16 protein-coding genes and 1 pseudogene are annotated in these 22270 nt (G+C 60.6%); 9 read left to right on the top strand and 8 right to left on the bottom strand.

Annotated elements, in window-relative coordinates; translation table 11 throughout:
• Positions 1-239 precede the first annotated feature (239 nt).
• From cobJ to ACZZZ4_RS11915, 7 genes and pseudogenes are all read right to left on the bottom strand, one after another.
• Entirely contained in the window at positions 240-1937 is a 1698-nt protein-coding gene (gene cobJ, locus ACZZZ4_RS11945; RefSeq protein WP_463547883.1) for a precorrin-3B C(17)-methyltransferase, read from the bottom strand.
• Entirely contained in the window at positions 1937-2671 is a 735-nt protein-coding gene (locus ACZZZ4_RS11940; RefSeq protein ID WP_370695113.1) for a precorrin-2 C(20)-methyltransferase, read from the bottom strand. Before ACZZZ4_RS11940 ends, cobJ begins: the two co-directional genes overlap by 1 nt.
• Complete coding sequence (locus ACZZZ4_RS11935) at positions 2668-3294, bottom strand: precorrin-8X methylmutase (protein WP_039757005.1); 627 nt, start codon at positions 3292-3294, stop codon at positions 2668-2670. The genes ACZZZ4_RS11940 and ACZZZ4_RS11935 overlap by 4 nt, the downstream gene beginning before the upstream one ends.
• A pseudogene (gene cobG, locus ACZZZ4_RS11930) lies at positions 3295-4584 on the bottom strand (precorrin-3B synthase); the annotation flags it as partial.
• A gap of 156 nt (positions 4585-4740) precedes the next feature.
• Positions 4741-5391, bottom strand: a complete 651-nt coding sequence (locus tag ACZZZ4_RS11925; protein ID WP_463547882.1) for a hypothetical protein — start codon at positions 5389-5391, stop codon at positions 4741-4743.
• Positions 5392-5442: 51 nt separating this feature from the next.
• Positions 5443-6261: a hypothetical protein gene (locus ACZZZ4_RS11920; RefSeq protein ID WP_310403802.1), complete on the bottom strand. Its 819-nt coding sequence runs from the start codon at positions 6259-6261 to the stop codon at positions 5443-5445.
• 142 nt (positions 6262-6403) lie between these two features.
• Positions 6404-7075: a hypothetical protein gene (locus ACZZZ4_RS11915; protein ID WP_463547881.1), complete on the bottom strand. Its 672-nt coding sequence runs from the start codon at positions 7073-7075 to the stop codon at positions 6404-6406.
• Between the two features lie 224 nt (positions 7076-7299).
• Here ACZZZ4_RS11915 and cbiE point away from each other — a divergent pair, with 224 nt between their 5' ends.
• From cbiE to ACZZZ4_RS11875, 8 genes are all read left to right on the top strand, one after another.
• Positions 7300-8511 (top strand): precorrin-6y C5,15-methyltransferase (decarboxylating) subunit CbiE, encoded by a 1212-nt coding sequence (gene cbiE, locus ACZZZ4_RS11910; RefSeq protein ID WP_463547880.1) that lies wholly within the window; start codon positions 7300-7302, stop codon positions 8509-8511.
• Entirely contained in the window at positions 8504-9601 is a 1098-nt protein-coding gene (locus ACZZZ4_RS11905; RefSeq protein WP_463547879.1) for a cobalt-precorrin-5B (C(1))-methyltransferase, read from the top strand. Before cbiE ends, ACZZZ4_RS11905 begins: the two co-directional genes overlap by 8 nt.
• Positions 9598-10314: a cobalt-precorrin-6A reductase gene (locus ACZZZ4_RS11900; protein ID WP_463547878.1), complete on the top strand. Its 717-nt coding sequence runs from the start codon at positions 9598-9600 to the stop codon at positions 10312-10314. The genes ACZZZ4_RS11905 and ACZZZ4_RS11900 overlap by 4 nt, the downstream gene beginning before the upstream one ends.
• A 318-nt stretch (positions 10315-10632) precedes the next feature.
• Entirely contained in the window at positions 10633-11031 is a 399-nt protein-coding gene (locus ACZZZ4_RS11895) for a DUF2946 domain-containing protein (protein WP_463547877.1), read from the top strand.
• A 48-nt stretch (positions 11032-11079) separates the two neighbouring features.
• On the top strand, positions 11080-11559 hold the full coding sequence (locus tag ACZZZ4_RS11890; RefSeq protein WP_463547876.1) for a copper chaperone PCu(A)C: 480 nt from the start codon (positions 11080-11082) through the stop codon (positions 11557-11559).
• A gap of 21 nt (positions 11560-11580) precedes the next feature.
• Positions 11581-12027 (top strand): DUF2946 domain-containing protein, encoded by a 447-nt coding sequence (locus ACZZZ4_RS11885; RefSeq protein WP_463547875.1) that lies wholly within the window; start codon positions 11581-11583, stop codon positions 12025-12027.
• A gap of 84 nt (positions 12028-12111) precedes the next feature.
• Positions 12112-14232 (top strand): TonB-dependent copper receptor, encoded by a 2121-nt coding sequence (locus tag ACZZZ4_RS11880; RefSeq protein WP_463547874.1) that lies wholly within the window; start codon positions 12112-12114, stop codon positions 14230-14232.
• Between the two features lie 146 nt (positions 14233-14378).
• Positions 14379-15752, top strand: a complete 1374-nt coding sequence (locus tag ACZZZ4_RS11875) for a PepSY-associated TM helix domain-containing protein (RefSeq protein WP_463547873.1) — start codon at positions 14379-14381, stop codon at positions 15750-15752.
• 46 nt (positions 15753-15798) lie between these two features.
• Here ACZZZ4_RS11875 and ACZZZ4_RS11870 read toward each other — a convergent pair whose 3' ends face one another.
• Positions 15799-20607: a DUF4329 domain-containing protein gene (locus ACZZZ4_RS11870; protein WP_463547872.1), complete on the bottom strand. Its 4809-nt coding sequence runs from the start codon at positions 20605-20607 to the stop codon at positions 15799-15801.
• Between the two features lie 306 nt (positions 20608-20913).
• Here ACZZZ4_RS11870 and urtA point away from each other — a divergent pair, with 306 nt between their 5' ends.
• Entirely contained in the window at positions 20914-22179 is a 1266-nt protein-coding gene (urtA, locus tag ACZZZ4_RS11865) for an urea ABC transporter substrate-binding protein (RefSeq protein WP_056787644.1), read from the top strand.
• Positions 22180-22270 lie beyond the last annotated feature (91 nt).

Below are 22270 nucleotides of genomic sequence, written 5' to 3'. Positions count from 1 at the left end.
TTGACTTCAAAAAACACAAAACTCAAATGATTACCGGGGAAATATCAAATAACAGTGACGTTACTCACGCGCACCATCTGGCAACAGATAAGTTGGCCGCCAGTTACTGGCCAGACAGCCAAAGCGGCGTTCTTGACGCAATCATCGTCCGGTTTCAAAAGGGAAAGATTCAGACAGGAACTTTGACCGGATGTCACGCCGAGACAAGTTACTTACAACTTGCCTCGGCATGCACATCATTAAAGCGGCTTCTCGCCGTACCAACGCGGCGTATAAACCCAATCACCACCACCGGCACGGGCAAAGGTGCAAGTGGTTGAAGAACCGATCAGCACCATCGTGCGCATATCGACCTGTTCCGGCGTCAACGCGCCCAGTGTCGTGGTACGCAGCGTCTGTCCCGGACGGCCAATATCGCGCCCCAGCACCACCGGTGTTTCAGACGCGCGATGTTGCGCGACGATTTCCAGCGCCCGGCCCAACTGCCATGGGCGAGCTCGGGAAATCGGGTTGTAGAACGCCAGGGCCAGATCCGCTTCGGCGGCCAGATCCAGACGTTTCTCGATGATCGCCCACGGTTTGAGGTTGTCCGACAGCGACATCACGCAGAAGTCGTGGCCCAGCGGCGCACCGGCCTGAGCCGCAGTGGCCAGCGAGGCGGAAACGCCCGGGAGGATTTCCAGATCGACGCTGTGCCACGCCGGATCGTCCGATTCATGCAGGGCTTCGAGCACCGCAGCGGCCATGGCGAACACGCCCGGATCGCCAGAAGACACCACGATCACCGAGCGTCCTTCGGCGGCAAGCCGGAAGGCGTGGCGGGCACGCTGCATTTCTTCGCGATTGTCGGTGCAGTGCTGCACCTGATCGTCGCGGAAGGGGCCGGCCATGCGTACGTAGGTTTCGTAACCAAGCACATCGGTCGCGCGGGCCAGTTCGGCTTTCACCGCAGGCACCATCAGTTCGGCGGCGCCGGGGCCGAGGCCGATGACCGCGAGACGACCGCGTGGCCGGCCGATCTGCGCGACGTCCAGCGGTTGCTCGGCAATCGCGATCGCCAGATGTTCTGCGCTGATCACGTTCGCCGTGGGCACCGCAACGCGGGCCAAGGTCTGAAGATCGCTTTGCGCCGCCACAAAGCGCAGCGGCACGCCCAACTCGAGCGCTGCCTCACGCAAATTCGATGCGGCCATTTCAGCGTCTGCTGCCACGAGGCAGGCCAGTGCCGGCACGGCGACGTTGGCCTGTTGTAACGCAGCGCGAAGGACGTTTGGCAGGTCCGTCAGTTCAGCACTCACCGCCACTGCCACACTGCGCGGGTAAATCAGCAATTCATCGGCGCTGGCCACCCGCTGCGCACTGCTCACATGAATCGACCGCTGCGCCTGCGGATCCTGCGGCAACTGCGCCTGATCCAGCCACGGCGCAGCGCCTTCGATGCGCACGCTGTGCCCGGCAAGCAGATCGGAGACGAAGCGTTTGCCCGATTCCAGATCCGCCAGTGCGTAGCCGCTCGGCGGGTTGAGCAGGCAGGTGCCAAAGCGCAATTCGCCGCTGGTGGTGATTGCCGGTGCCACTTGCAGCGCCGCCGCGATCTCACGGGCCATGACGTTGACGCCGCCGAGGCCTCCGAGCAACGGCACCACCGCACTGCCGTCTTCGGCCACCGCCAGCACTGCGGGTTCGGCGCCTTTTTCCAGCAACAGCGGCGCCAAGGTGCGAATGACAATCCCCGCCGCGCACAGGGCAATGATCGGCGTGTCCTGCTGATACAACGCGCGTAGGGTCGCGCCGAATTCCTCATAGCGGCTGTCGGCGCCTTCAACCCGTCCGGCAAGGCCATGGACCTGCGCCGCCGGATAGACCTGTTGAATGCGCCGCGCCGTGGCGAGGCTGCCCCGGCCGAGAATGACGATGGCGGGAGTCGCTTGGCTCATCAACCTTGCCACCGTTCGCCCGGGACGATGATCAGCGAGAAGTACGGCGAAGACATTGGCTCGACCTGATCCATCGGCACGATCTTCTGATTGGCCATGGTCGCGCGCTCGACATACAGAGCGCGCTCGGCGAGACCGAGTTCTTCCAGCACCTGACGCACCTTGGGAAAGTTGCGCCCCAGTTTCATGATCACCGCCGCATCGGCATCGGCCAGACGCCGCTTCAATTCTTCATGGGGCAGCACGCCGGAAAGCACCGACAGGCTCTGATTGCGATACACCAGCGGCGCGCCGAGCACCGAAGCGCCGCCAAGCATCGAGCACACGCCCGGCACGACTTCGGCCTCGTAACGGCTGGCGAGGCGGTCATGCAAATACATGTAGGAGCCGTAGAAGAACGGGTCGCCCTCGCAGATCACCGCCACGTCGCGGCCGGCATCCAGATGCTCGGCGACCGCTACAGCAGCTTCGTCGTAGAAATCGCTGATGACCTGCTCATACGACAGCGGCGCCGGCAACGCCTCGGTGGTCACCGGGTAGACCAGCGGCAGCAGATTCTGCGCCTCGACCAGATGCGCCTCGATGATCCCAAACGCATTACCCTTCTTGCCCTTGGCCACGAAATACGCGACCACCGGCGATTCGCGCAGCAGGCGCAAGGCTTTGACAGTGATCAGCTCCGGATCACCGGGGCCGACACCGAGGCCGATCAGACGTCCTTTGGCCTGCATCATTCGATCTCCGTGGCGAGGGCATTGACGGCGGCGGCGGCCATGGCGCTGCCGCCCAGGCGACCCTGCATGATCACGAACGGCACGCCGCGACTGTCGGCAGCCAGTGCCGCTTTCGATTCGGCAGCGCCGACAAAACCCACCGGGAAGCCGAGGATCAGTGCCGGTTTTGGCGCGCCGGCGTCGAGCATTTCCAGCAAGTAGAACAGTGCGGTCGGCGCGTTGCCGATCACCACCACGCTGCCTTCAAGGTGCGGGCGCCACAGTTCCAGCGCGGCGGCCGAGCGGGTGTTACCCAACTCGCGAGCCAGCTCCGGCACGCTGTCGTCGCGCAAGGTGCAGATCACTTGATTGTTGGCCGGCAGGCGCGCGCGGGTCACGCCTTCGGAGACCATCCGCGCGTCGCAGAGAATCGGCGCACCGGCCGCCAGTGCATTGCGCCCGGCCTTGCCCGCGCCGTCGGAAAATTGCAGACCGTCGACGGCCTCGACCATGCCGCAGGCGTGGATCACCCGCACTGCGAGTTTTTCCAGATCGGCGGGAATGCGCGCCAGATTGGCCTCGCGGCGAATGATCGCGAAGGAGTTGCGGTAGATCTCCTGACCGTCGCGGATGTAATCAAGCATCAAGGGGCTCCGGGAGCGGGCGTCGAGCAAAGTCGCGGCCGCTTCAATAGTAAGGTTGCAGGCGTGCAGCGAGCCGAAACCGGGTTGTGCTGCATCGCGAAAATAAAGGTCGTAATGGCCGGGGCTAACGGCCAGCAGTGTGGCGGGCGCGCAGTGAGCGGCGGCGCAGGAGCGCGAGCAGCCCGACAGGTGCACGCTGAGCCCTGCGGGCAGCAAAGGTGCCAGTTGCCGGGCGTCCTGCTTGGTGTCGGCAAGGCCTTTGCCGCAGCCATCGGCGCCGGTGCAGGCGATCAGGCGCGCCAGTGGTTCGGCCTCGGTCGTCAACAGACCCAACGCCCGCAACTGCTCAAGCACGTTGTCGGTAGCAGTGGCGTTCACGTTCGGCAGCAGCAGGCTCTGCCACGGCGTGAAGCGCAGACTGCCATCGCCAAACTGTCGGGCCAGTTGCGCCGCGCCACGCAGCATCGCCGGATCAAGTCGGCCCAGTGGCGGCACCGCGCCGACGTAGCAGAGACCCTGCGTGTTCTGCTGGTGAGCGCCGATGTGCAGCGCGTCTGCCGACGGCGGGCGCTGCCAATTGCTGATCGCTCTGACCGGCACGCGTTCGCGCAAGTGTTCGAGGAACGCAAGCCTTGGCAACTCTTCAAGCAGATGGCGCATGCGCGTCTGCTCGGGTTGGGCCAGGTCGAGGAACAGTTCCAGCGCGGCGACCACCAGCGCGTGAGCGTTGTCCTGAGTCACAGCGCCGAGAGGGCGATCGGTCGGGCAACCGGCCAGACCGTATGCCCAGAGGGTTTCGCCGTCACGCTCGAACGCCGACAACCACAGATCATGGGGATGCTCGAGCATTGCCAGCGCTTCGCCGCCATCGAGCTGCACGGCGAACTTGGCGCTCAACTCATGGAAGCGCGGATGGCTTTGCAAGGTGTCGAGGATTTGCCCTGCGAGCAGGCGCGTGTCGATCAGCATCTGCCGATCAATGCCGGCGGCCGGGCTGAGCATCAGATTGCGCACATCGTCACCGGCAGCGTTCTTTGGCCCGAGGCCAGCGGCCAGCAAGCGCTCGATCAGCGCCGCCGCTTGCGCACCGATGCCGCGAATCTGCAGGTTGCCGCGATTGGTCGCTTCGATCGCACCGCTCGCAAACGCTCCGGCGGCAGCGGCCACCGCATCGGCCTGATCAGCGCTGATCGAACCGCCATCGAGCTTGATCCGACAGATACCGCCGTCCAGTGCCTGGACGATACGCAGTAACCCCGGACAGGCCGAGGGGCGTATGGCGGTGGACATCGGGCGTTCGTTCAAGGGGCTGACCGGTTGCGTGGCAGAAGCGCTTCGCGGGCGAAGGCGCAGTATTATGCCTGCTTTGCCCACCGGTATGAAAAGTCTGCCCTCTGTCTCGACCGGTGGGGCAGGCAGGCTTCAGTTGTTGCCTCAGCCGCGCTTTCAGGTCAGGGCGATAATCTGCTTTTCGCGCCGCTCACCCAATAACGCAATAATCCTGGCTCTCGAGAAACAGTAATCATCGGCATCTATAAGAGCCTTGTAGCAATCAACAGCAAGGTTGCCCACTATCTGCTCAGCATTGAAGCGTCGCTCAAGCACATTGCCCTGAACAGGCTCTTTGACGGCAAACGAAATGACGACCATCGTAATCGTTGATTCCGCAGATACGCTGCCAAGCATGAAGCGAATCGACTTGCCCTCTTGCAGAATATTTCGCTGAAGCAGCTCAAGGGCAGCACCGTCGCTCTCCAGTTGCGAGGTCAGATTGGCAATTACCTGTTGGTTCAAAACTGCCGGTGCCCAACCTTGCAAGAGTTTTTGAGTCAACTCCAGCAACGTAAACGTATCGGGCGTAGTGACTGGCAAGCTGATAACCGGATCGTCGAAAAACAAAGCACCGGTGACTTTCAAAGCGGTTTTATTGGCATCATTCCATGCCTCGTGCTCGACAGCATCGGGAACTTTATGCGAAGCGACCGTTTGTGAATAAAGCAGCGCATCGAGACTGTCGTCAATGCCAGATGTCGACAGCTCTTTACTCACCAGCACTAATGCCCCTGCGCATACGAAAACCTTCGAAATCGCGAACATTTGCATCTCCCACAAAAAACCAGAGGCTTGCGCCTCTGGCATTAATCACTTTCAGACCGATTGGCCAAATTCGTAGCTGAGCGCTTTCTCACGCTGCTCCGTCAGAGCCTTGACAATCAACGGCTCTACCATTGCATAGTCTTCCTCATCCATATACATCGTGGCGCCGGCGTTATAAATCTCCACAGCAGATGTAGCCCACTCTACAAACAGTACTTTGGTAGGTTGAGCCGAAGCCAGATATTGCACAGCAGCGATTGCCAGGGTGATACCACCTTCATCATCCTGCGAAGCCGCACTCATGCAAAAGTTGCCACCTTCGGCTTTCTTCGAGTTGTTCTCGAACAGCGTCAGGGCCTGTGGTTCATTTTTCAGCGCATCCATGGTCGCATCTGCCACAGTGGACAATACTTTAAGGGCTGCCTGGCCCTGTCCTACTGCTGCACCAACAGCGGTATGCAGAACAGACAGGGCAACATTATCCATGGTCAGTTTTTGCGAAGTAGCGGTATATCGATTATAGGGCTGGCTGAAAGCAAACCAGCCAGCCAGTTTCATTAATCGCATAAACTCGTTATAGCGCTGTTCCTTTTGGTTGGGTGCCGGATATTTGAGCAAGGCAACCAGATCAGCATACATGTAGGTGTTTTTAACGATTCGCTTGCTGCGCTTGGACATGCTTGCATCAAAGCCTGCAATACCCGAGCCCATGATTGCTGCATTCAGTTCATCTTTATCAATCGGCAAGCTACTGCCAACACGTGCCGAACGCGAGCGCAACACTGGCTGCGCTGCGATAAACTCATTGGTTTGCGCAATCAAACTAAACCGCTCAACAGCGGAGATTACATCTTTATTCAGCTCAGTCATAAATGGATTCCTTTCATGGTTAAAACACCGATTTGGTGTGGAAAACAAACTAACCACAGCATCGGAGTTAATCAAATCGAAAATCCATGCATTTAATTTCAGACCATCATACAAACCAGCAAACACAGCTTTCCAACTAATATCAAACGCCCTGAGCCAACTCAATTTCACGCGTGCGCATATCAAGCACTGCAGCAGCCAACTTAATCCGATTTTGATTTATCGCGGCAGACCTGATCAAAAAGCGTCTGGAGCGGATATCAAGCTCCGAACCCGTATGCTGAATAGTCCAGAACAAATAGGTAGAGGACCACTTCGCATCAAGCAAGCGAACATTACTGATGACAATCTCCAACTCCCTATTGAAATTGTACTGAGCAGGGGAAAAACGAAAATCGCTCCATTCACGAGCGCTGGCTCTAAATACGTCTATTGCGTCCGAATGTGTCTCAAGCATGTGAAACGCTTCCTTCATTAGCCCGACTTTTTCCCGACTTAATTGTTGCGCCAAGGATCGCGTCCAGACTTCCAGCGCATTACCGGTAAAACTCTTGTCAACATGGATTACCGGAGCTTGCTCCAGGCTCCAGCCGACAGACCAAAGCACCCCAGAATAATATTCAAACCAAGCAGCTGGCTCACTGTTTCTGTTATGACGCAAATCGGCTCTGTATTCTGCCCAGCGCATACTGTCTTTGACGAATCGTTTGTCTTCCGCAGTCAATCCGGAAAAGAAGGACACCAGATTATTCCCCATCACCGTCGCACTGCCTTGGTCGGGAAGTGCTGAAACATTGTTCAAAACATCGCTCATTTCAATTATCCATCCGATTATTCAATTTACTAAAAAAGTACATTCCAGATAGTCACAAGCATTTCCAGCGGAATGCCAATTCAATACTTGCGAAGAACTCGAAAAATCACAAAAGACAATGTAAACATTCAATGTCGGCGCTCCTGAAAAAGGACAGCAGCCAGTTATCGATTGTCGCGTTATCATGTCGCCCGCTTCGCTGGACGCAGGATCTGGAGTATGAAATGGGCGATTGGCTGACCGTTGTGGGTATTGGTGAAGACGGCTTCAAGGGCCTGGGCAAGAACGCCCGGCGTGCTCTGATGGGCGCTTCGCGGATCGTCGGCGGCCAGCGTCAGCTGGATCTGCTGCCGCCGTGCATTGGCGGCGAGCGGCAATTATGGCCGAGTCCGTTTTCCCTCGCGCCAGTGCTCGAGTCGCGTGGCGAGCCGGTCTGCGTGCTGGCCAGCGGTGATCCGATGTTCTACGGCGTCGGTGCCAGTCTGGCGCGGCAGGTACCGAGCGCCGAGATGGCGATCATTCCCGCCCCTTCGTCCTGCGCACTGGCCGCGGCGCGCTTGGGCTGGCCGTTGCAGGAGGTGACGACTGTGTCGCTGGTGGCGCGTCCGTTGGCGGCGCTCAATGCGCATCTGTTCAGCGGCGTGCGTCTGTTGCTGCTGAGTAACGATGGCAGCAGCCCGGCCGCGGTTGCGCAATTGCTGCGCGCGCGTGGTTTCGGCCCAAGTCGCATGACAGTTCTGGAGCATCTGGGCGGTGACGTCGAGCGGCGTATCGAACGCAGCGCCAGCGAATGGAACGACGCGTCCGTTGCCGATCTCAATGTCATCGCGATCGAATGCCTGGCCCAGCCCGGAATCACCGGTCTGTCACGCCTCGCTGGCCTGCCCGATTCGGCATTCCGCCACGACGGCCAATTGACCAAGCGCGACGTGCGCGCCATCACCCTCGCCCGCTTGGCGCCGACGCCAGGTGAGCTGCTCTGGGATGTCGGCGCCGGCAGCGGCTCGATCGGCATCGAGTGGATGCGCGTCCATCCGAGTTGCCGCGCCATCGCGATAGAGGCCGACGAGGGTCGTCAGCAATTGATCGAACATAACCGCGATGCGCTGGGCGTGCCCGGCCTGCAACTGATTCGCGGCAAGGCACCGCAAGCGCTGGATCGCCTCGAACGGCCGGACGCTGTGTTTATCGGCGGCGGCGTCACCCGTGAGGGTGTATTCGAGACCTGCTGGGACCAGCTCAAGCCCGGCGGCCGATTGGTTGCCAACGCCGTGACGTTGCAAAGCGAAGTCACCCTGATGCATTGGCGCGAACAATACGGCGGCGAACTGACGCGCATTCATGTCGCCCAGGCGCAACCGCTCGGCGAGTTCGACACTTGGCGTCAGGCCTTGCCGATCACCCTGCTGGAATTGGTCAAATCCCTCGATGCGTGACGAAACCGCCGAACAACCCGCGCCCCTGCGCAGCGGCCTGACCACCGGCAGCTGCGCCACCGCCACCAGCCTCGCCGCCGCGCGCCTGTTGCTCACCGACATCGCTGCCGACGCGGTGCAGATCACGCTGCCCAAGGGCAAACAGGTGCAGATGCGCCTGGAGTTCTGCCGCCTGAGCGAGGGCGGCGCCGAAGCCGGGACGATCAAGGATGCCGGCGACGACCCTGACGTCACCCACGGCGCACTGCTTTACTCACAGGTGCGACTGTGTGCCGAGCCGGGGATCCGCTTCAACGCCGGTGTCGGCGTCGGCACGGTGACCCGGCCGGGTCTGGTATTGGCCGTCGGCGAGCCGGCGATCAATCCGGTGCCGCGCAAGATGATCAGCGATCACCTGGCCTTGCTCGCCGCCGAAACCGGCTATGGCGGCGGCTTCGAGGTCACGGTCAGTGTCGAGGGCGGCGCAGAACTGGCGCTGAAAACCATGAATCCACGGTTGGGCATTCTTGGCGGCCTGTCGATCCTCGGCACCAGCGGCATCGTCCGGCCGTTTTCCTGCGCCGCTTACATCGCCTCGATTCATCAGGGCATCGACGTGGCGAAAACCAACGGCTATCTGCACATCGCCGCCTGCACCGGCAACGCCAGCGAAGACACCATGCGCCGGGTCTACGACCTGCCGGAAATTGCCCTGATCGAGATGGGTGATTTCGTCGGCGCGGTGCTCAAGCACCTGCGTAAAGTACCTGTGGATAAACTCAGCCTGTGCGGCGGCTTCGGCAAGATCAGCAAACTCGCCGCCGGGCATATGGATCTGCACTCGCGACATTCGAGCATCGATTTGCCGCAACTGGCCGAGTGGGCGGCGGCAATTGGCGCGGATGCGGCATTGCAGCAAGGCATTCGTGAGGCCAACACCAGTCAACAAGCCTTGGCCATGGCCAATGCGGCAGGCATCACTCTGGGTGACGAGGTGTGTCGTCATGCGTTGAATTTCGCCCGCAGCGTGGTGCCAGCGCAGGTGCAGGTCGAGGTGTTTGCCATTGATCGTCAGGGCGGGATTGTCGGCCATGCCGGAGGTTTTGTATGAAGCGGATCTTGCTGCTCGGCGGCGTGACTGAAGCGCTGGCGATTGCCCGCACGCTCGGCCCACAACATATCTACAGCCTCGCCGGCGTTGGCCGGGTGCCGAGCGATTTGCGCTGCCAGGTTCGGGTCGGCGGCTATGGAGGTGCTGAGGGTCTGGCGCAGTTCATCGCCGATGAAGGTTTCGATCTGCTGCTCGACGCCACGCACCCGTACGCCGCAAAAATCAGCGCCAACGCCGCCCGCGCGGCACAGCTGTCCGGCATCCCCTGCTGGGCCTTGCGCCGCCCGGCGTGGCAACCGCAAGCGGGCGATGACTGGCGTGAGGTGGCTGACTGGGCCGAGCTGATCGCAGCGCTGGAACCGTTCCACCGCCCGCTGTTCACCCTCGGCCGCGAGCCGCTGCAACACCTCGAGGAAATCCCCGCCCACCAGTTCTGGACCCTGCGCGCCCTCGACGTCTATCCCGGCAACCCGCGCTGCGAAGTGATCGGCGCACGCGGCCCGTTTTTGCTGGAAGACGAGCAAGCGCTGTTCGAGCGCCGGCAGATCGATGTGCTGATCAGCAAGAACAGCGGCAGCAGCGCCACCGAGCCGAAGCTCGAAGTGGCGCGAGAGCGTGGCGTGCCGGTGCTGGTGTTGAAGCGCCCGGGGTTGCCGGGGGTTGATCAGGAGTTTGAATCAGTCGCTGAAGTCCTCGCTGCCCTTTCCCACTGAATCGGCACGGCCCTTTGTGGGAGCGAGCCTGCTCGCGAAGACGTCAGCACCGGCAGCCCATCAATGCCTGACAAATCGCTTTCGCGAGCAGGCTCGCTCCCACAGGAACCGTGAATGTTGCTGATATCTGTGCATACTCACAAAACATGTGGGAGCAGGCTTGCCCGCGAAGGCGTCCGGTCTGGCACTGCCAATCCAAGTGGCTACACTCTTTTCAACAGCGCACTGCGACACCAAACCGCACGACGCTTTTTTACTTATCGGCCCTGATCAGGCTAAATGGGCCGCGCCTGATCGCCCACCCAACGGACCTGTCCCATGAACCGACGCCGGTTAGCATTTGCCTGGATCGCCTGCTTTGCAGTGCTGTTCAACATGCTCGCCATGCCGCTGAGCGGGGCGATGGCGCAGGCGGCCGGTGCACCGGCCGAACAGATACTCTGGAGCAGTTTCTGCACCGGCAGTGGGATGAAGATGGTGGCGATCGACATCGGTGCCACGGATCAGAAGGCCCCGCAAAACGACAACCATTCAAACATGCAGCACTGTTGGTGTTGCTCAGGTGGGGCGCCATTGCTGGCGCTGCCGGGGCATTCGCCGCAGCTGTATTTCGCGCAATTTGAAAGCAACCGCAGCGTTGCGCCCGCCTCACTGCAAGCCCCGACGCTGCGCCAGCAATGGCCGAGTCTCAATCCCCGTGCTTCCCCTCTGGTCTGATTTGTTCGCGCCACAAATCCGCGTTTCAAATCGTTCTGGAGAACTGCCATGTTGAAGAAACTCTTCGTCCTCGCTGCGCTGTTGTTGCCGGCGTGCTTCGCCCATGCCCATGAATACAAGGCGGGTGCGCTGGAAATCGCCCACCCGTGGTCGCAGGAACTGCCGCCGAATGCGCCGACCGTCGCCGCCTATTTCATCATTCACAACACCGGTAAAAGCGCCGATCGCCTGCTCAGCGTCGACTCGCCCATCGCTGCACAAGCTCAGTTGCACGAGCACGTGATGCAGGGCGATCTGATGACGATGCAGCAAGTGCCAAGCGTGGAAATCCCCGCCGGCGGCACCGTGACCTTCGCGCCAATGGCTTACCACGTGATGCTGCTCAACCCGAGCGATCGCAGCCTGCTCAGCGACGGCAAGCGTTTCCCGATGACCCTGCATTTCGAAAAGGCCGGTGACGTCAGCGTAGAAGTTGCCGTGCAGAAGAAAGCGCCGGAATCCGCTCAGGGCCATGTGCACGCTCAGTAACCGTTTCGGCTGACTTCGCCCATGCGTCCGTTGCGCGCCAGGCCCGTCCCGCATCACCGTCAGACTCAAGCGCTGACGCGTGGCAGCTGGATCGCCCTGTTCGCCATGCTGATGATTTTCATCGGTCCACTGATTTCTCAGTCGATGCCGATGGATCAACACGCCTCGACGTCGATGCCAATGAGCATGGACATGTCGATGGACATGCCCGGCATGGATCACAGCGGCCATGGAGCCCAGCCTGCGGCCGAGCATTGCCCGCCGCAATCTTCGCACCACGTGCTGTGGGAAAAATGCGGCTATTGCAGCCTGCTGTTCAATTGCCCGGCGCTGACCGGCGGTGTCGATTTCGTCGCCTTCAACATCCCCCCGCTGAACACCTACACCCCACCCTTCCCACGCTTGGGCCACGCCCGCCAAACCTTCTTCCCGGGCGCCCGCACCCGCGCCCCGCCCATCGCCACGTAAACACGCACCTCTGATTGCACACGGTGGAGAAGACAGCTTCAGGCTGCCGGCCGTGGTGTTTACGACTGTTCGATGGAAATTGTCATGTCCAGGTTTACTGCTGTTCCCTGCGCGGAATCTGCCCGCGCGCACTTTGCCCTGAATGAATTGCGGATTCGTTGCAGGCACGCTATTGCCGTACTTTGCGGCGTAATGCTTGCACCATTGGTGTTGGCCGATGATCACGCCGCCCATCAGGAAGAACTGAGCCCAACGGTGATCACTGCCATCGCCCCAAGCTCACCACTGACGATCGTCACCAACCCCAAGGATCCGCGCCAACCGGTGCCGGCCAGTGACGGCGGCGATTACCTGAAGACCATTCCCGGCTTCGCTTTGGTGCGCAATGGCGGCACCAACGGCGACCCGGTGCTGCGCGGGATGTTCGGGTCGCGGCTGAACATCCTCACCAACGGCAGCATGATGCTCGGCGCCTGCCCTGGTCGGATGGACGCGCCGACTTCGTATATTTCGCCGGAAACCTACGACAAACTCACCGTGATCAAAGGTCCGCAAACCGTGCTTTGGGGTCCCGGCGCATCGGCCGGTACGGTGCTTTTCGACCGCGAGCCGGAGAGCTTCGGTGAACTCGGCACTCGCGTAAACGCCAGCATACTGGCCGGTTCCCACGGTCGTTTCGACAAGGTCGTCGATGCGGCTGCCGGCGGTCCTCTGGGTTACGTGCGGGTGATCGGCAACACCGCGCATTCCGACGACTACCGCGACGGCAACAACGACATCGTCGCCTCGCGCTACGACAAGTGGAACGGCGACATTGCGCTGGGCTGGACGCCGGATGCCGACACCCTGATCGAACTCACCGCCGGCAAGGGCGATGGCGAGGCGCGGTACGCCGGGCGCGGCATGGACGGTTCGCAGTTCCTGCGCGAAAGCCTCGGCCTGCGTCTCGAGAGATCCAACATCAGCGATGTGCTGGAGAAACTCGAGGCGCAGGTCTACTACAACTACGCCGACCATGTGATGGATAACTACACCCTGCGCACGCCCTCCCGCACTGGGATGATGGCCGGGCCCATGGCGTCCAACGTTGATCGGCGCACCCTCGGCGCGCGGCTCAAGGCGACCTGGCGTTGGGCAGATATTCAGTTGATCACCGGGCTGGATGCGCAGGCCAACGAGCACCGCGAGCGCAGTGCGATGGGCGTCGACACCTACAAAGAGCTGCCGTACAGCAAGGACGCCGAGTTCCACAACTACGGTGTATTCAGCGAACTGACCTGGTATGCCGCCGAGCGTGATCGCCTGATCACTGGTGCCCGGGTCGATCGCGCTTCGGCTAAGGATTATCGCCAGAGCAGCGGATCGGGAATGATGGCTCGCCCCAATCCGACCGCTGGCGACACCCGCGCCGATACCTTGCCCAGTGGCTTCGTGCGCTACGAGCACGATCTGGCCGACAGCCCCACCACGCTTTACGCAGGCCTCGGTCATGCGCAGCGCTTCCCGGACTATTGGGAGCTGTTTTCGCCAGACGCCGGTCCGGCAGGTTCGGTCAACGCTTTCGATTCGATCAAACCGGAAAAAACCACTCAGCTGGATGTCGGCGTGAATTACAAAAGCGCCGACCTCGAAGCCTGGGCCTCGGCTTACATCGGCGTGGTACGCGATTACATCCTCTTCGACTACACGCCGGCAATGATGAACATGAGCACCTCGCGCGCCGAGAACATCGACGCGCGGATCATGGGTGGCGAACTCGGTGCTGCCTACAACCTGACCGACAACTGGAAAGCCGATGCGACCCTGGCCTACGCCTGGGGCAAGAACAGCAGCGACGGCTCGGCATTACCGCAGATGCCGCCGCTGGATGCACGTTTCGGCCTGACCTACAGCCAGGATAACTGGAGCGCCGGCGCATTGTGGCGGGTGGCCGCCGCGCAGCACCGCATCGACGCGAACAAGGGCAACGTGGTCGGCAAGGATTACGACCAGAGCTCGGGCTTCGGTGTGTTCTCGCTCAACGGCGCGTACCGGATCAACAAACACTGGAAGGTCAGCAGCGGCGTCGACAACCTGTTCGGCAAGGCCTACGCCGAGCACCTGAATCTTGCCGGCAACGCCGGGTTCGGTTACCCGGCCAACAACCCGCAGCCAATTAATGAACCGGGGCGCACGCTCTGGACCAAAGTGGATATGAGTTTCTGACACCTACCCATGTGGGAGCGAGCCTGCTCGCGAAGAGGCCGACGCATTCAATATTGATGTCGTCTGGCATGACGCCTTCGCGAGCAGGCTCGCTCCCACAGGTAAACAAACAACGAAAAAGAACCAAGCCCAGCGGAGCACACGTGATGCAAAAGCCTCAACCCAATTTCTACAACCTGGCCTGGCGCTGGCATTTCTATGCCGGACTGTTCGTCGCGCCGTTCATGGTGATGCTGGCCCTGACCGGGATCATTTATCTGTTCAAACCGCAACTCGATTCGCTGATGTACAGCAGCCTGCTCGACGTACCGGCCGGGCACCACACGGCGCCGGCCGATAACTTGCTGCAACGGGTGAAAGCTGCCTATCCGCAGGGCCAGGTCACCCAGTACCTGCCGCCGGTGAATGCCGAGCGCAGCGCGCAATTCGTGGTGAAAAACGCTGGTCACGAACTGAATGTATTCGTCGATCCGTATCACGGTGACATCCTCGGCGAGCAGGATGCCAAGCAAAATCTGCAAGCCATCGCCCGTGCGATCCACGGAGAATTGATGATCGGCACAGTCGGCGATCGGCTGATCGAAATGGCCGCTGGCTGGGGCGTGGTGCTGGTGGTGTCGGGGCTGTTTCTGTGGTGGCCGCGCGGTCAGGCGGCGGGCATTTTGTGGCCGCGGCTGAACGCGCGTGGGCGCGTGCTGTGGCGTGATCTGCATGCTGTCACCGGGTTCTGGGGCGCTACATTGCTGCTGGTGATGCTGCTCAGCGGCATGACCTGGACCGGTTTCTGGGGCAAACAATATGCGGCGGTATGGAACGTGTTCCCGGCCGCGATGTGGAACAACGTGCCGACCTCCGACATCGAGGCACGCAGCCTCAACAGCGCGACCCGCCAGACCGTGCCATGGGCGATGGAAAACACACCGATGCCGATGTCCGGCGACCACGCCGAACACATGAATCACGGCAACACCCATGCCGGCCCCGCTGCACCCGCGATCAGCCTGCAGGACGTGCAGAACATCGCCAGCGAACGCAAGGTTGAACCCGGCTACAGCATTACCCTGCCGACTACCGCCACCGGCGTGTTCACCATTGCCGTATTCGCCGACGACCCGCGCAACGATGCCACCCTGCACGTCGATCAGTACACCGGCAAGGTTCTCGCCGATGTGCGTTTCGAGCACTACGGTACCGTCGCGCGCGCCACGGAAATCGGCGTGATGCTGCATGAAGGCAAGATGTTCGGCACCTTCAACCAGATCGTCGTGCTGCTGATCTGCCTGATGATCCTGCTCAGCGCCGTCAGCGGCGTGGTGATCTGGTGGAAACGGCGTCCAGAAGGCAAGTTCGGCGTGCCGCCGCTGCGTCATGATTTGCCGACATGGAAAACCGGCGTGGCGATCATGCTGGTGCTGGCGGTGGTGTTTCCGCTGGTGGGGGCTTCGCTGCTGGTGGTGTGGTTGCTAGACCGGTTTGTGCTGCCACGAGTCGTACGGCGCACCGTCGATCTGCCGCGCTGATGTTGTGGCGCGGGCTCAGTGGCCCGCGCCCGACACGGCATTCGAATTACAACTCATCTCTGACCCGTACTGCGCCTTGGGCCGACGGCTGTTGGCGACGGGTTCGCCAGCCACTGCCCAGTTGCCCGGTATGGCGCCAATACGGGCCTGCCACCAACACCTGAAATTCGCCCAATTGCAGGAGTCGGGAGACAAATTGTCCTGGCGTGAGGCGGCTGACCCATTGCCCGTTTTCATAAACAACCGCTCGGGTCAGCATGAGATTGCGTTCGGCGTCAGAGTAAACAGGCGTGTATTTGAGCAACTCATGACTGGGCGTCGAGTAGTAATACGCGCGGATGTCGAAACCTTTGGTTTTCAATTCATGGGTGTGTGCATAGACAAGCGCGGGTTCAGCGAAATTACTGCGGATCTGTTCGCTGTCGACGACCAACAGGGTATTGCCCGACAGGCTGAATTGATGGCTGGCTACCACGGCGTAGCCGTCAGGAAAGCGCGGTGCCGGTCGGCGCCAATCGGTACCAGGGTCTTTGGCAGTGCGAAACAGCCTCAGACGGAGATCTTCCTCGTTGGCGAACCACGCAATCGGCTCCAGCGGAATAAAACGTTGCTGCGTCTTTTCAGCAAGAACTGCCCCTTCATAACCCGTCCGGGTGAGCGTTTCGCTGTCAGTCCGTTGCTGGGCATAGCGGGCTGCGTCGTCGGGATGCTGAAATATCGGTCCGAGCGCCGGAACCGGATGATGTTGCCAGCGAAGGATGCGGGAGGTGTCAGCGAGCCCCGGTTTCCAACCTTCGTCCACCCGACCATGGCGCGACCAGTGAGCACTGGTTTCGATCACTTCAAACTCCCCGGCCCGGGCCATGCGCCCGATGTAGTCGACAAGACTGAAAGTCCCATTGGCAATGGCGCGCTCATCGCTCGCAGCCTGTTCCATCGATACAAAGGCATTGGGGCGTAATTCAATCTGCCCGAACCGATCGTAGAACGTGCCAGGCTCGAAGGCGTGCAGTTGCAGCTTCAACAGTGCGCCGTCGGCGCAGGAGAAGTAGATCGGCTTGTAGCCCTGTGGGGTCGACGCCTGCCGGCATGCCTGCTGAACGTCGACGGGCGAGATCAGCACATGCCGGACATCATTGGACCGTGCGCCCAGTGGTGGCAGGGCGGCACGCAGGTAGATCGAATCCAACAGACAGCCTGACGGCAGCAGCCCTTGCGCGAAAACCCGATCCAGCGCCAGCGCCGAGCGTTGCGTCGTCAGCGGCAGACTGGCAAGAAACAGATCATCGGCCGAGCGAAGAATGACGCCAAAGGTCTCGGTATCTCTGCTCACTGCCAGCTCATGCACATATCGGGCGGCTGCATCGGCCTGGACGAATAACGGGCTGCACACCGCTGCAGCGGTGGCTTTGATGTAATCGTCCATGGCCTGCGGATCGGCCGAGAAAGGCACCCAGCGCAATACCCGCCTGGGCGCTCCCCAGAGGTCACTACCGGTGACGACTCGTAAATAGCCCGTTCTGGCCAGCGAGTCGATCCAGTCAACCAGTTTCAATTCGCCGCGGTAAATACGCTGCTTGATGGTCTCGCCACTCAGCGAGGCGGGCAATCTGTTGTCTGCCGTCAGTGCGATCGACAAATCAGCGCGCAAGCGGTCCCACAACCCGGGCTGATAACGAATCGTCGCACCGTCTGGCGCAAACAGGTATTCATCCCATACCACCGGCTTGCGGGTGAATGCCGAATACAACGTGTCGACCGAAAGCATGTTCAGATATATCCGTTTTTCGACGAGCGAAAATGCAACAGACAGCTCGCGCGCGACCCTGGAGCGGTATCGCGCAACGATCCGACAGCCCTCAGGAAACACTCCGGCCGAGCGGCTTTCATCGGCGAGAATCTCGCTACTGTCAAAGTTCTCACGCGTGACTTCGATCGGCGAAGTGGCGACGTACAGGCCGTCGGGCCTTTTCAGAATCACGCCGCCCCAGGGTTTTTCCGTAACCTCCGGCAAGCGCGACCGGGCATGGACCGCCGCATCGTCGGCACTGTGGAAAACGGGTCCGAGGGTGCGCCGCTGCAGATGTGCGAAGGGCTGCCAGGTTTTCCCAACGATACCCGCTCGGCCCCAGCACAGGCTCGTTCGCAGCACGCTGAGTTGGCCACTGTCAGCCACGATCTGGACAAAATCCGACGGTAACAACGTTTGCGCAGCGAGATCGTTCTTGAGAGCTTCGAGCGTTGAATGCGCACTGTCGCCGTAGAACAACTGACTGTTGCTATCGCGCTGGTACTTCAGCAGGGCACCATCCCCCGAGGCAATGAACAACGTTTTGTACAGATCGGAGGCAACCACCGGCCGCCGGGGCGACAAATACATCGCAACGGTAAGGGTATCGGGGGTAACAAAATAATGTCCAAGCCAGTGCGCCGGATCGCGCGAGGGATTCTCGACACGCTCGTGCGTATAGAAACCGGCATGCAGGTCGAAGCCATCCGGATATTGATACCAGGGCGCCATTAGCCGAGCGCCAAACACCGACTCCAGGCGAAACAGGTTGTCACCGGAATCACTGACAGGTATCAACTCGGTTCCGATGTATTCCTCTCGATCCCTGTGTTTGAGGATGAATCCGAACCATGCCCGGTTTTCGTCGTACAAGTGCCTGTCAGCTGCGTACTGACTGAGCGCCACATCGTCAGCCGAGGAAAAGAACGCACTGAAAAGCACCTTCTCGGGGCGCTTCCAGGGCAACGCCGTGGCGGCAGACAGGAGCATCTGTGAGCGCGGATACGGCGGCAACGTGGGCCACGGCAGTGATGGTGAAGGCAGTGTCGGCAAGGGCGGCTCAAGCCCGGTCGGCGCTGGCAGTTGAGCCACTGGCACGCTCCAGTCGGGCGCGATCTGGCCGCGATAGCCCCACAGTGAATGATTGATCAGAGTCACCAATATCCCGGCTTGAGCTTGTTCGCGGACAAAGTCTTGCGGCCGTTTGCTGCCTCTTTCCAGCTCATCGGCCAACGGACCTGGCTGCTGGCGGGTGCCAAGGCGCTCAGCCAGAACTCGGGCCGGGCTGGTTGCGTGAGGCTCGAACCTGATCAGGCTGTCACCGGCACCGGAACAATACACAACACCGCCATCGCGCAAAGCCTGTCGCACTTCGTCGACACTCAGCATTTGCTGATTCAGAAGGGCCTCTTCCTGTGTCCAGCGCAAGGCCAGGATATGTACCGGATCAAGTGTCGACAGCGCTGCATGGCAGATATAGCGCGCATGCACGAGGTGGTCGTCGGGAAAAATGCTTCGGCCTTTATTATCCATGGGGTACAACCGACCTTCGCTGAGCGTAGCGATATCACCGGGCAAGGGTTCGGTCACGACGAAGCGTTTGTCAGCGCGCTGGAAAACGTAACCGACGTACTGTCGATCACGGCGAACACCGGCCTGTTTGTGAGCGTAGCGGGCCGCGTCATCGGCAGACAGAAAATCAGCGCTCAGGCGCGGCCAGGAAAAGTTCGCGAACGGTTGCCACGTCAGATCCACGGCCCCCAGGTTCGCCCACAACGCACTGCCGCGCACTACCTCCAGCCCGCCGGCCAGTACGAGCATCGTCACAAAGGTTCGCGGACTCAGTTTCCCGGATGCCATTCTGGCCTGCACACCGTTGTCGCTGATCGACCCGTCAGCGTGCGAAACGCTCAGCGCCGCTTCGATGGGGCTGCCACTGAAGCGGTACCTCAACATCGCGTGGTCCGGCGCGCGCATGTACAGCGACAGCGCCCGCCCGACCTTTGCCAGATGCTTGCTGCGGCCTTGCGCTTCGATGGCCAGGGCGAGGTCATAAGGGGCGAAGAAATTCTCGTACAGCCACGGTTGGAGCATTGGAAACTGCGCAGGGTCGGGACTTGAGGAGAAGTAAAATCCTTCCAGCAGGTAACCCTGCGGCAGGCGTAACTGTCCGTCGGCAGCGAGCGGAAAATGCAGTTCGACATCCCATGCCTGCAACCCGGCGGGGCGCGCCTGTGTCGCCACATATTCTTCACCGCTGAGTTTTTTCAGCAGCAGCCCGGCGGTGTGTGCGCCTCTGGATTTCAATGCGGCAAGCACCGCTCGCTCGGCACTGGCGCAGACACGAGTCATCAGTGGTAAATCGCTCACCGCGCCAGCAGAAAATCCATGACCCGGTTGCCAGTCAGGTGGCACCACGCCCACCGAGTGGCCCCAGTCGGCATTCGAAACGATGACTTTCAGCTCCCCGACGCTCGCCAGCTTATTGATGATGCTCAGGACGTCCCGCGTCCATGGCTCGGGGCCCGGTCTTGCCCCGGCTTCGTGCCAGCGGTAGTAATCGAGTTCTGCTTGTGAACCACTGGGCATGTACTTGAGCAACGTTCCATCAGGACCTGACAGGTAGGCGCTGCGAAAGTAGGAGCGTCCGTCTACATCGCCCATGAAATCGGTACTGGAAAAGAAGTTGGTAAACAGGCGCACACCCATGGCATCCAGCTCGGGGTATTCATCCTTGACTTCATCGTGAGCGGCGACGTGGCTGTGCAGCGTTGCAACAAACCGATACCCGGCTGGAGGCTCCAGTTCGCCCGAAGCATCAAAATCGATGATGCTGCTGAATTCGAACGTAAAGGTTTCTCCGGATACGGGTGAAGAGGCAACGTACTTTCCATCTGGCCGGAGCAGAATCAGGCTGCCGTGCTCCGTGGCCGCCCTCAGCGGTATGCGCGCATGCGCCCAATAGGCAGCATCCTCCTCTGACAGAAAAGGCGGACTTAGTTGCGGCACTTTGGATTTGCGCGAGGCCGCAACGGCACGACCGGGCCGGCCTGGAATGTCACTCATGATAAAAATCCTGCGAAAGAAGTCGGGATATCGATCGCATGAGTGTCGGCCGTCGGTGCGCGCGGGCTGTGGTACATGTTTATCGTTTCTGTATCCAAATCCGAGCCCTGGTCCGCGCCCCAATCTGGCGCATCGATGCGCACCATTGGCCACAACCCGTTCAGTCCTGGTGCACCCAGTCAGCGCGCAAACGCTCTGACACGACGTTTCCCTGCGCGATTGCGACCGGGCACAGCCTTTGCAAAACCCCCTTCAGTCGTCCGCATCTGCCAATCAAAAAAATCGAATGTTCATGGAGATCGCACAATGAAGCGTCGCAGTTTGATCAAGGCTTTCACACTCACGGCATCCATTGCCGCGATGGGCATGACCTGGACTGTCCAGGCCGCCGAGACCATCAAGGTCGGGATTCTGCATTCGTTGTCCGGGACCATGGCGATCTCCGAAACGTCGCTCAAGGACATGGCGCTGATGACCATCGACGAGATCAACGCCAAGGGCGGTGTGAACGGCAAGATGCTCGAGCCGGTGGTGGTCGACCCTGCGTCGAACTGGCCGCTGTTTGCCGAAAAGGGCCGGCAGTTGCTGACCCAGGACAAGGTCGCGGTGGTGTTCGGCTGCTGGACCTCGGTATCGCGTAAATCGGTACTGCCGGTGTTCGAAGAGCTCAATGGCCTGCTGTTCTACCCGGTGCAATACGAAGGCGAAGAAATGTCGCCGAACGTGTTCTACACCGGCGCGGCGCCGAACCAGCAAGCAATCCCCGCCGTTGAATACTTGATGAGCGAAGAAGGCGGCAGCGCCAAGCGCTACTTCCTGCTCGGCACCGACTACGTCTACCCGCGCACCACCAACAAGATCCTGCGCGCGTTCCTGCACTCCAAAGGCGTGGCCGACAAGGACATCGAAGAGGTCTACACGCCGTTCGGTCACAGCGATTACCAGACCATCGTCGCCAACATCAAAAAGTTCTCCGCCGGCGGCAAGACTGCCGTCATCTCGACCGTCAACGGCGACTCCAACGTGCCGTTCTACAAAGAGCTGGCCAACCAGGGCCTGAAGGCTACCGATGTACCGGTGGTGGCGTTCTCGGTCGGCGAAGAAGAACTGCGCGGCATCGACACCAAACCGCTGGTGGGCAACCTCGCGGCGTGGAACTACTTCGAGTCGGTGGAGAATCCTGCGAACAAGAAATTCGTCGCGGACTGGAAAGCCTACGCCAAGAAGCACAACCTGCCGGGCGCCGACAAGGCAGTGACCAATGACCCGATGGAAGCCACCTACGTCGGCATCCATATGTGGGCGCAGGCGGTCGAGAAAGCCAAATCCACTGACGTCGACAAGGTGCGTGAAGCACTGGCCGGGCAGACCTTTGCTGCGCCATCGGGCTACACCCTGACCATGGACAAGACCAACCACCACCTGCACAAGCCAGTGATGATCGGCGAGATCCAGAGCGACGGTCAGTTCAACGTCGTGTGGCAGACCGAAGGCCCGATCCGTGCGCAACCTTGGAGCCCATTCATTCAGGGCAACGACAAGAAGCCGGATTATGCGGTGAAGAGCAACTGAGTCACCGGATGTCAGTCTCGCGCCTGGCGTGAGGCTGATGCAATTCCCTGTGGGAGCGGGCCTTTGTGGTGAGGGGATTTATCCCCGGTGG

Source organism: Pseudomonas sp. AC252 (genome assembly GCF_979258105.1).
The sequence above is the reverse complement of the archived record's forward strand: the minus strand, read 5'-3'. Positions and strand labels throughout refer to the sequence as shown.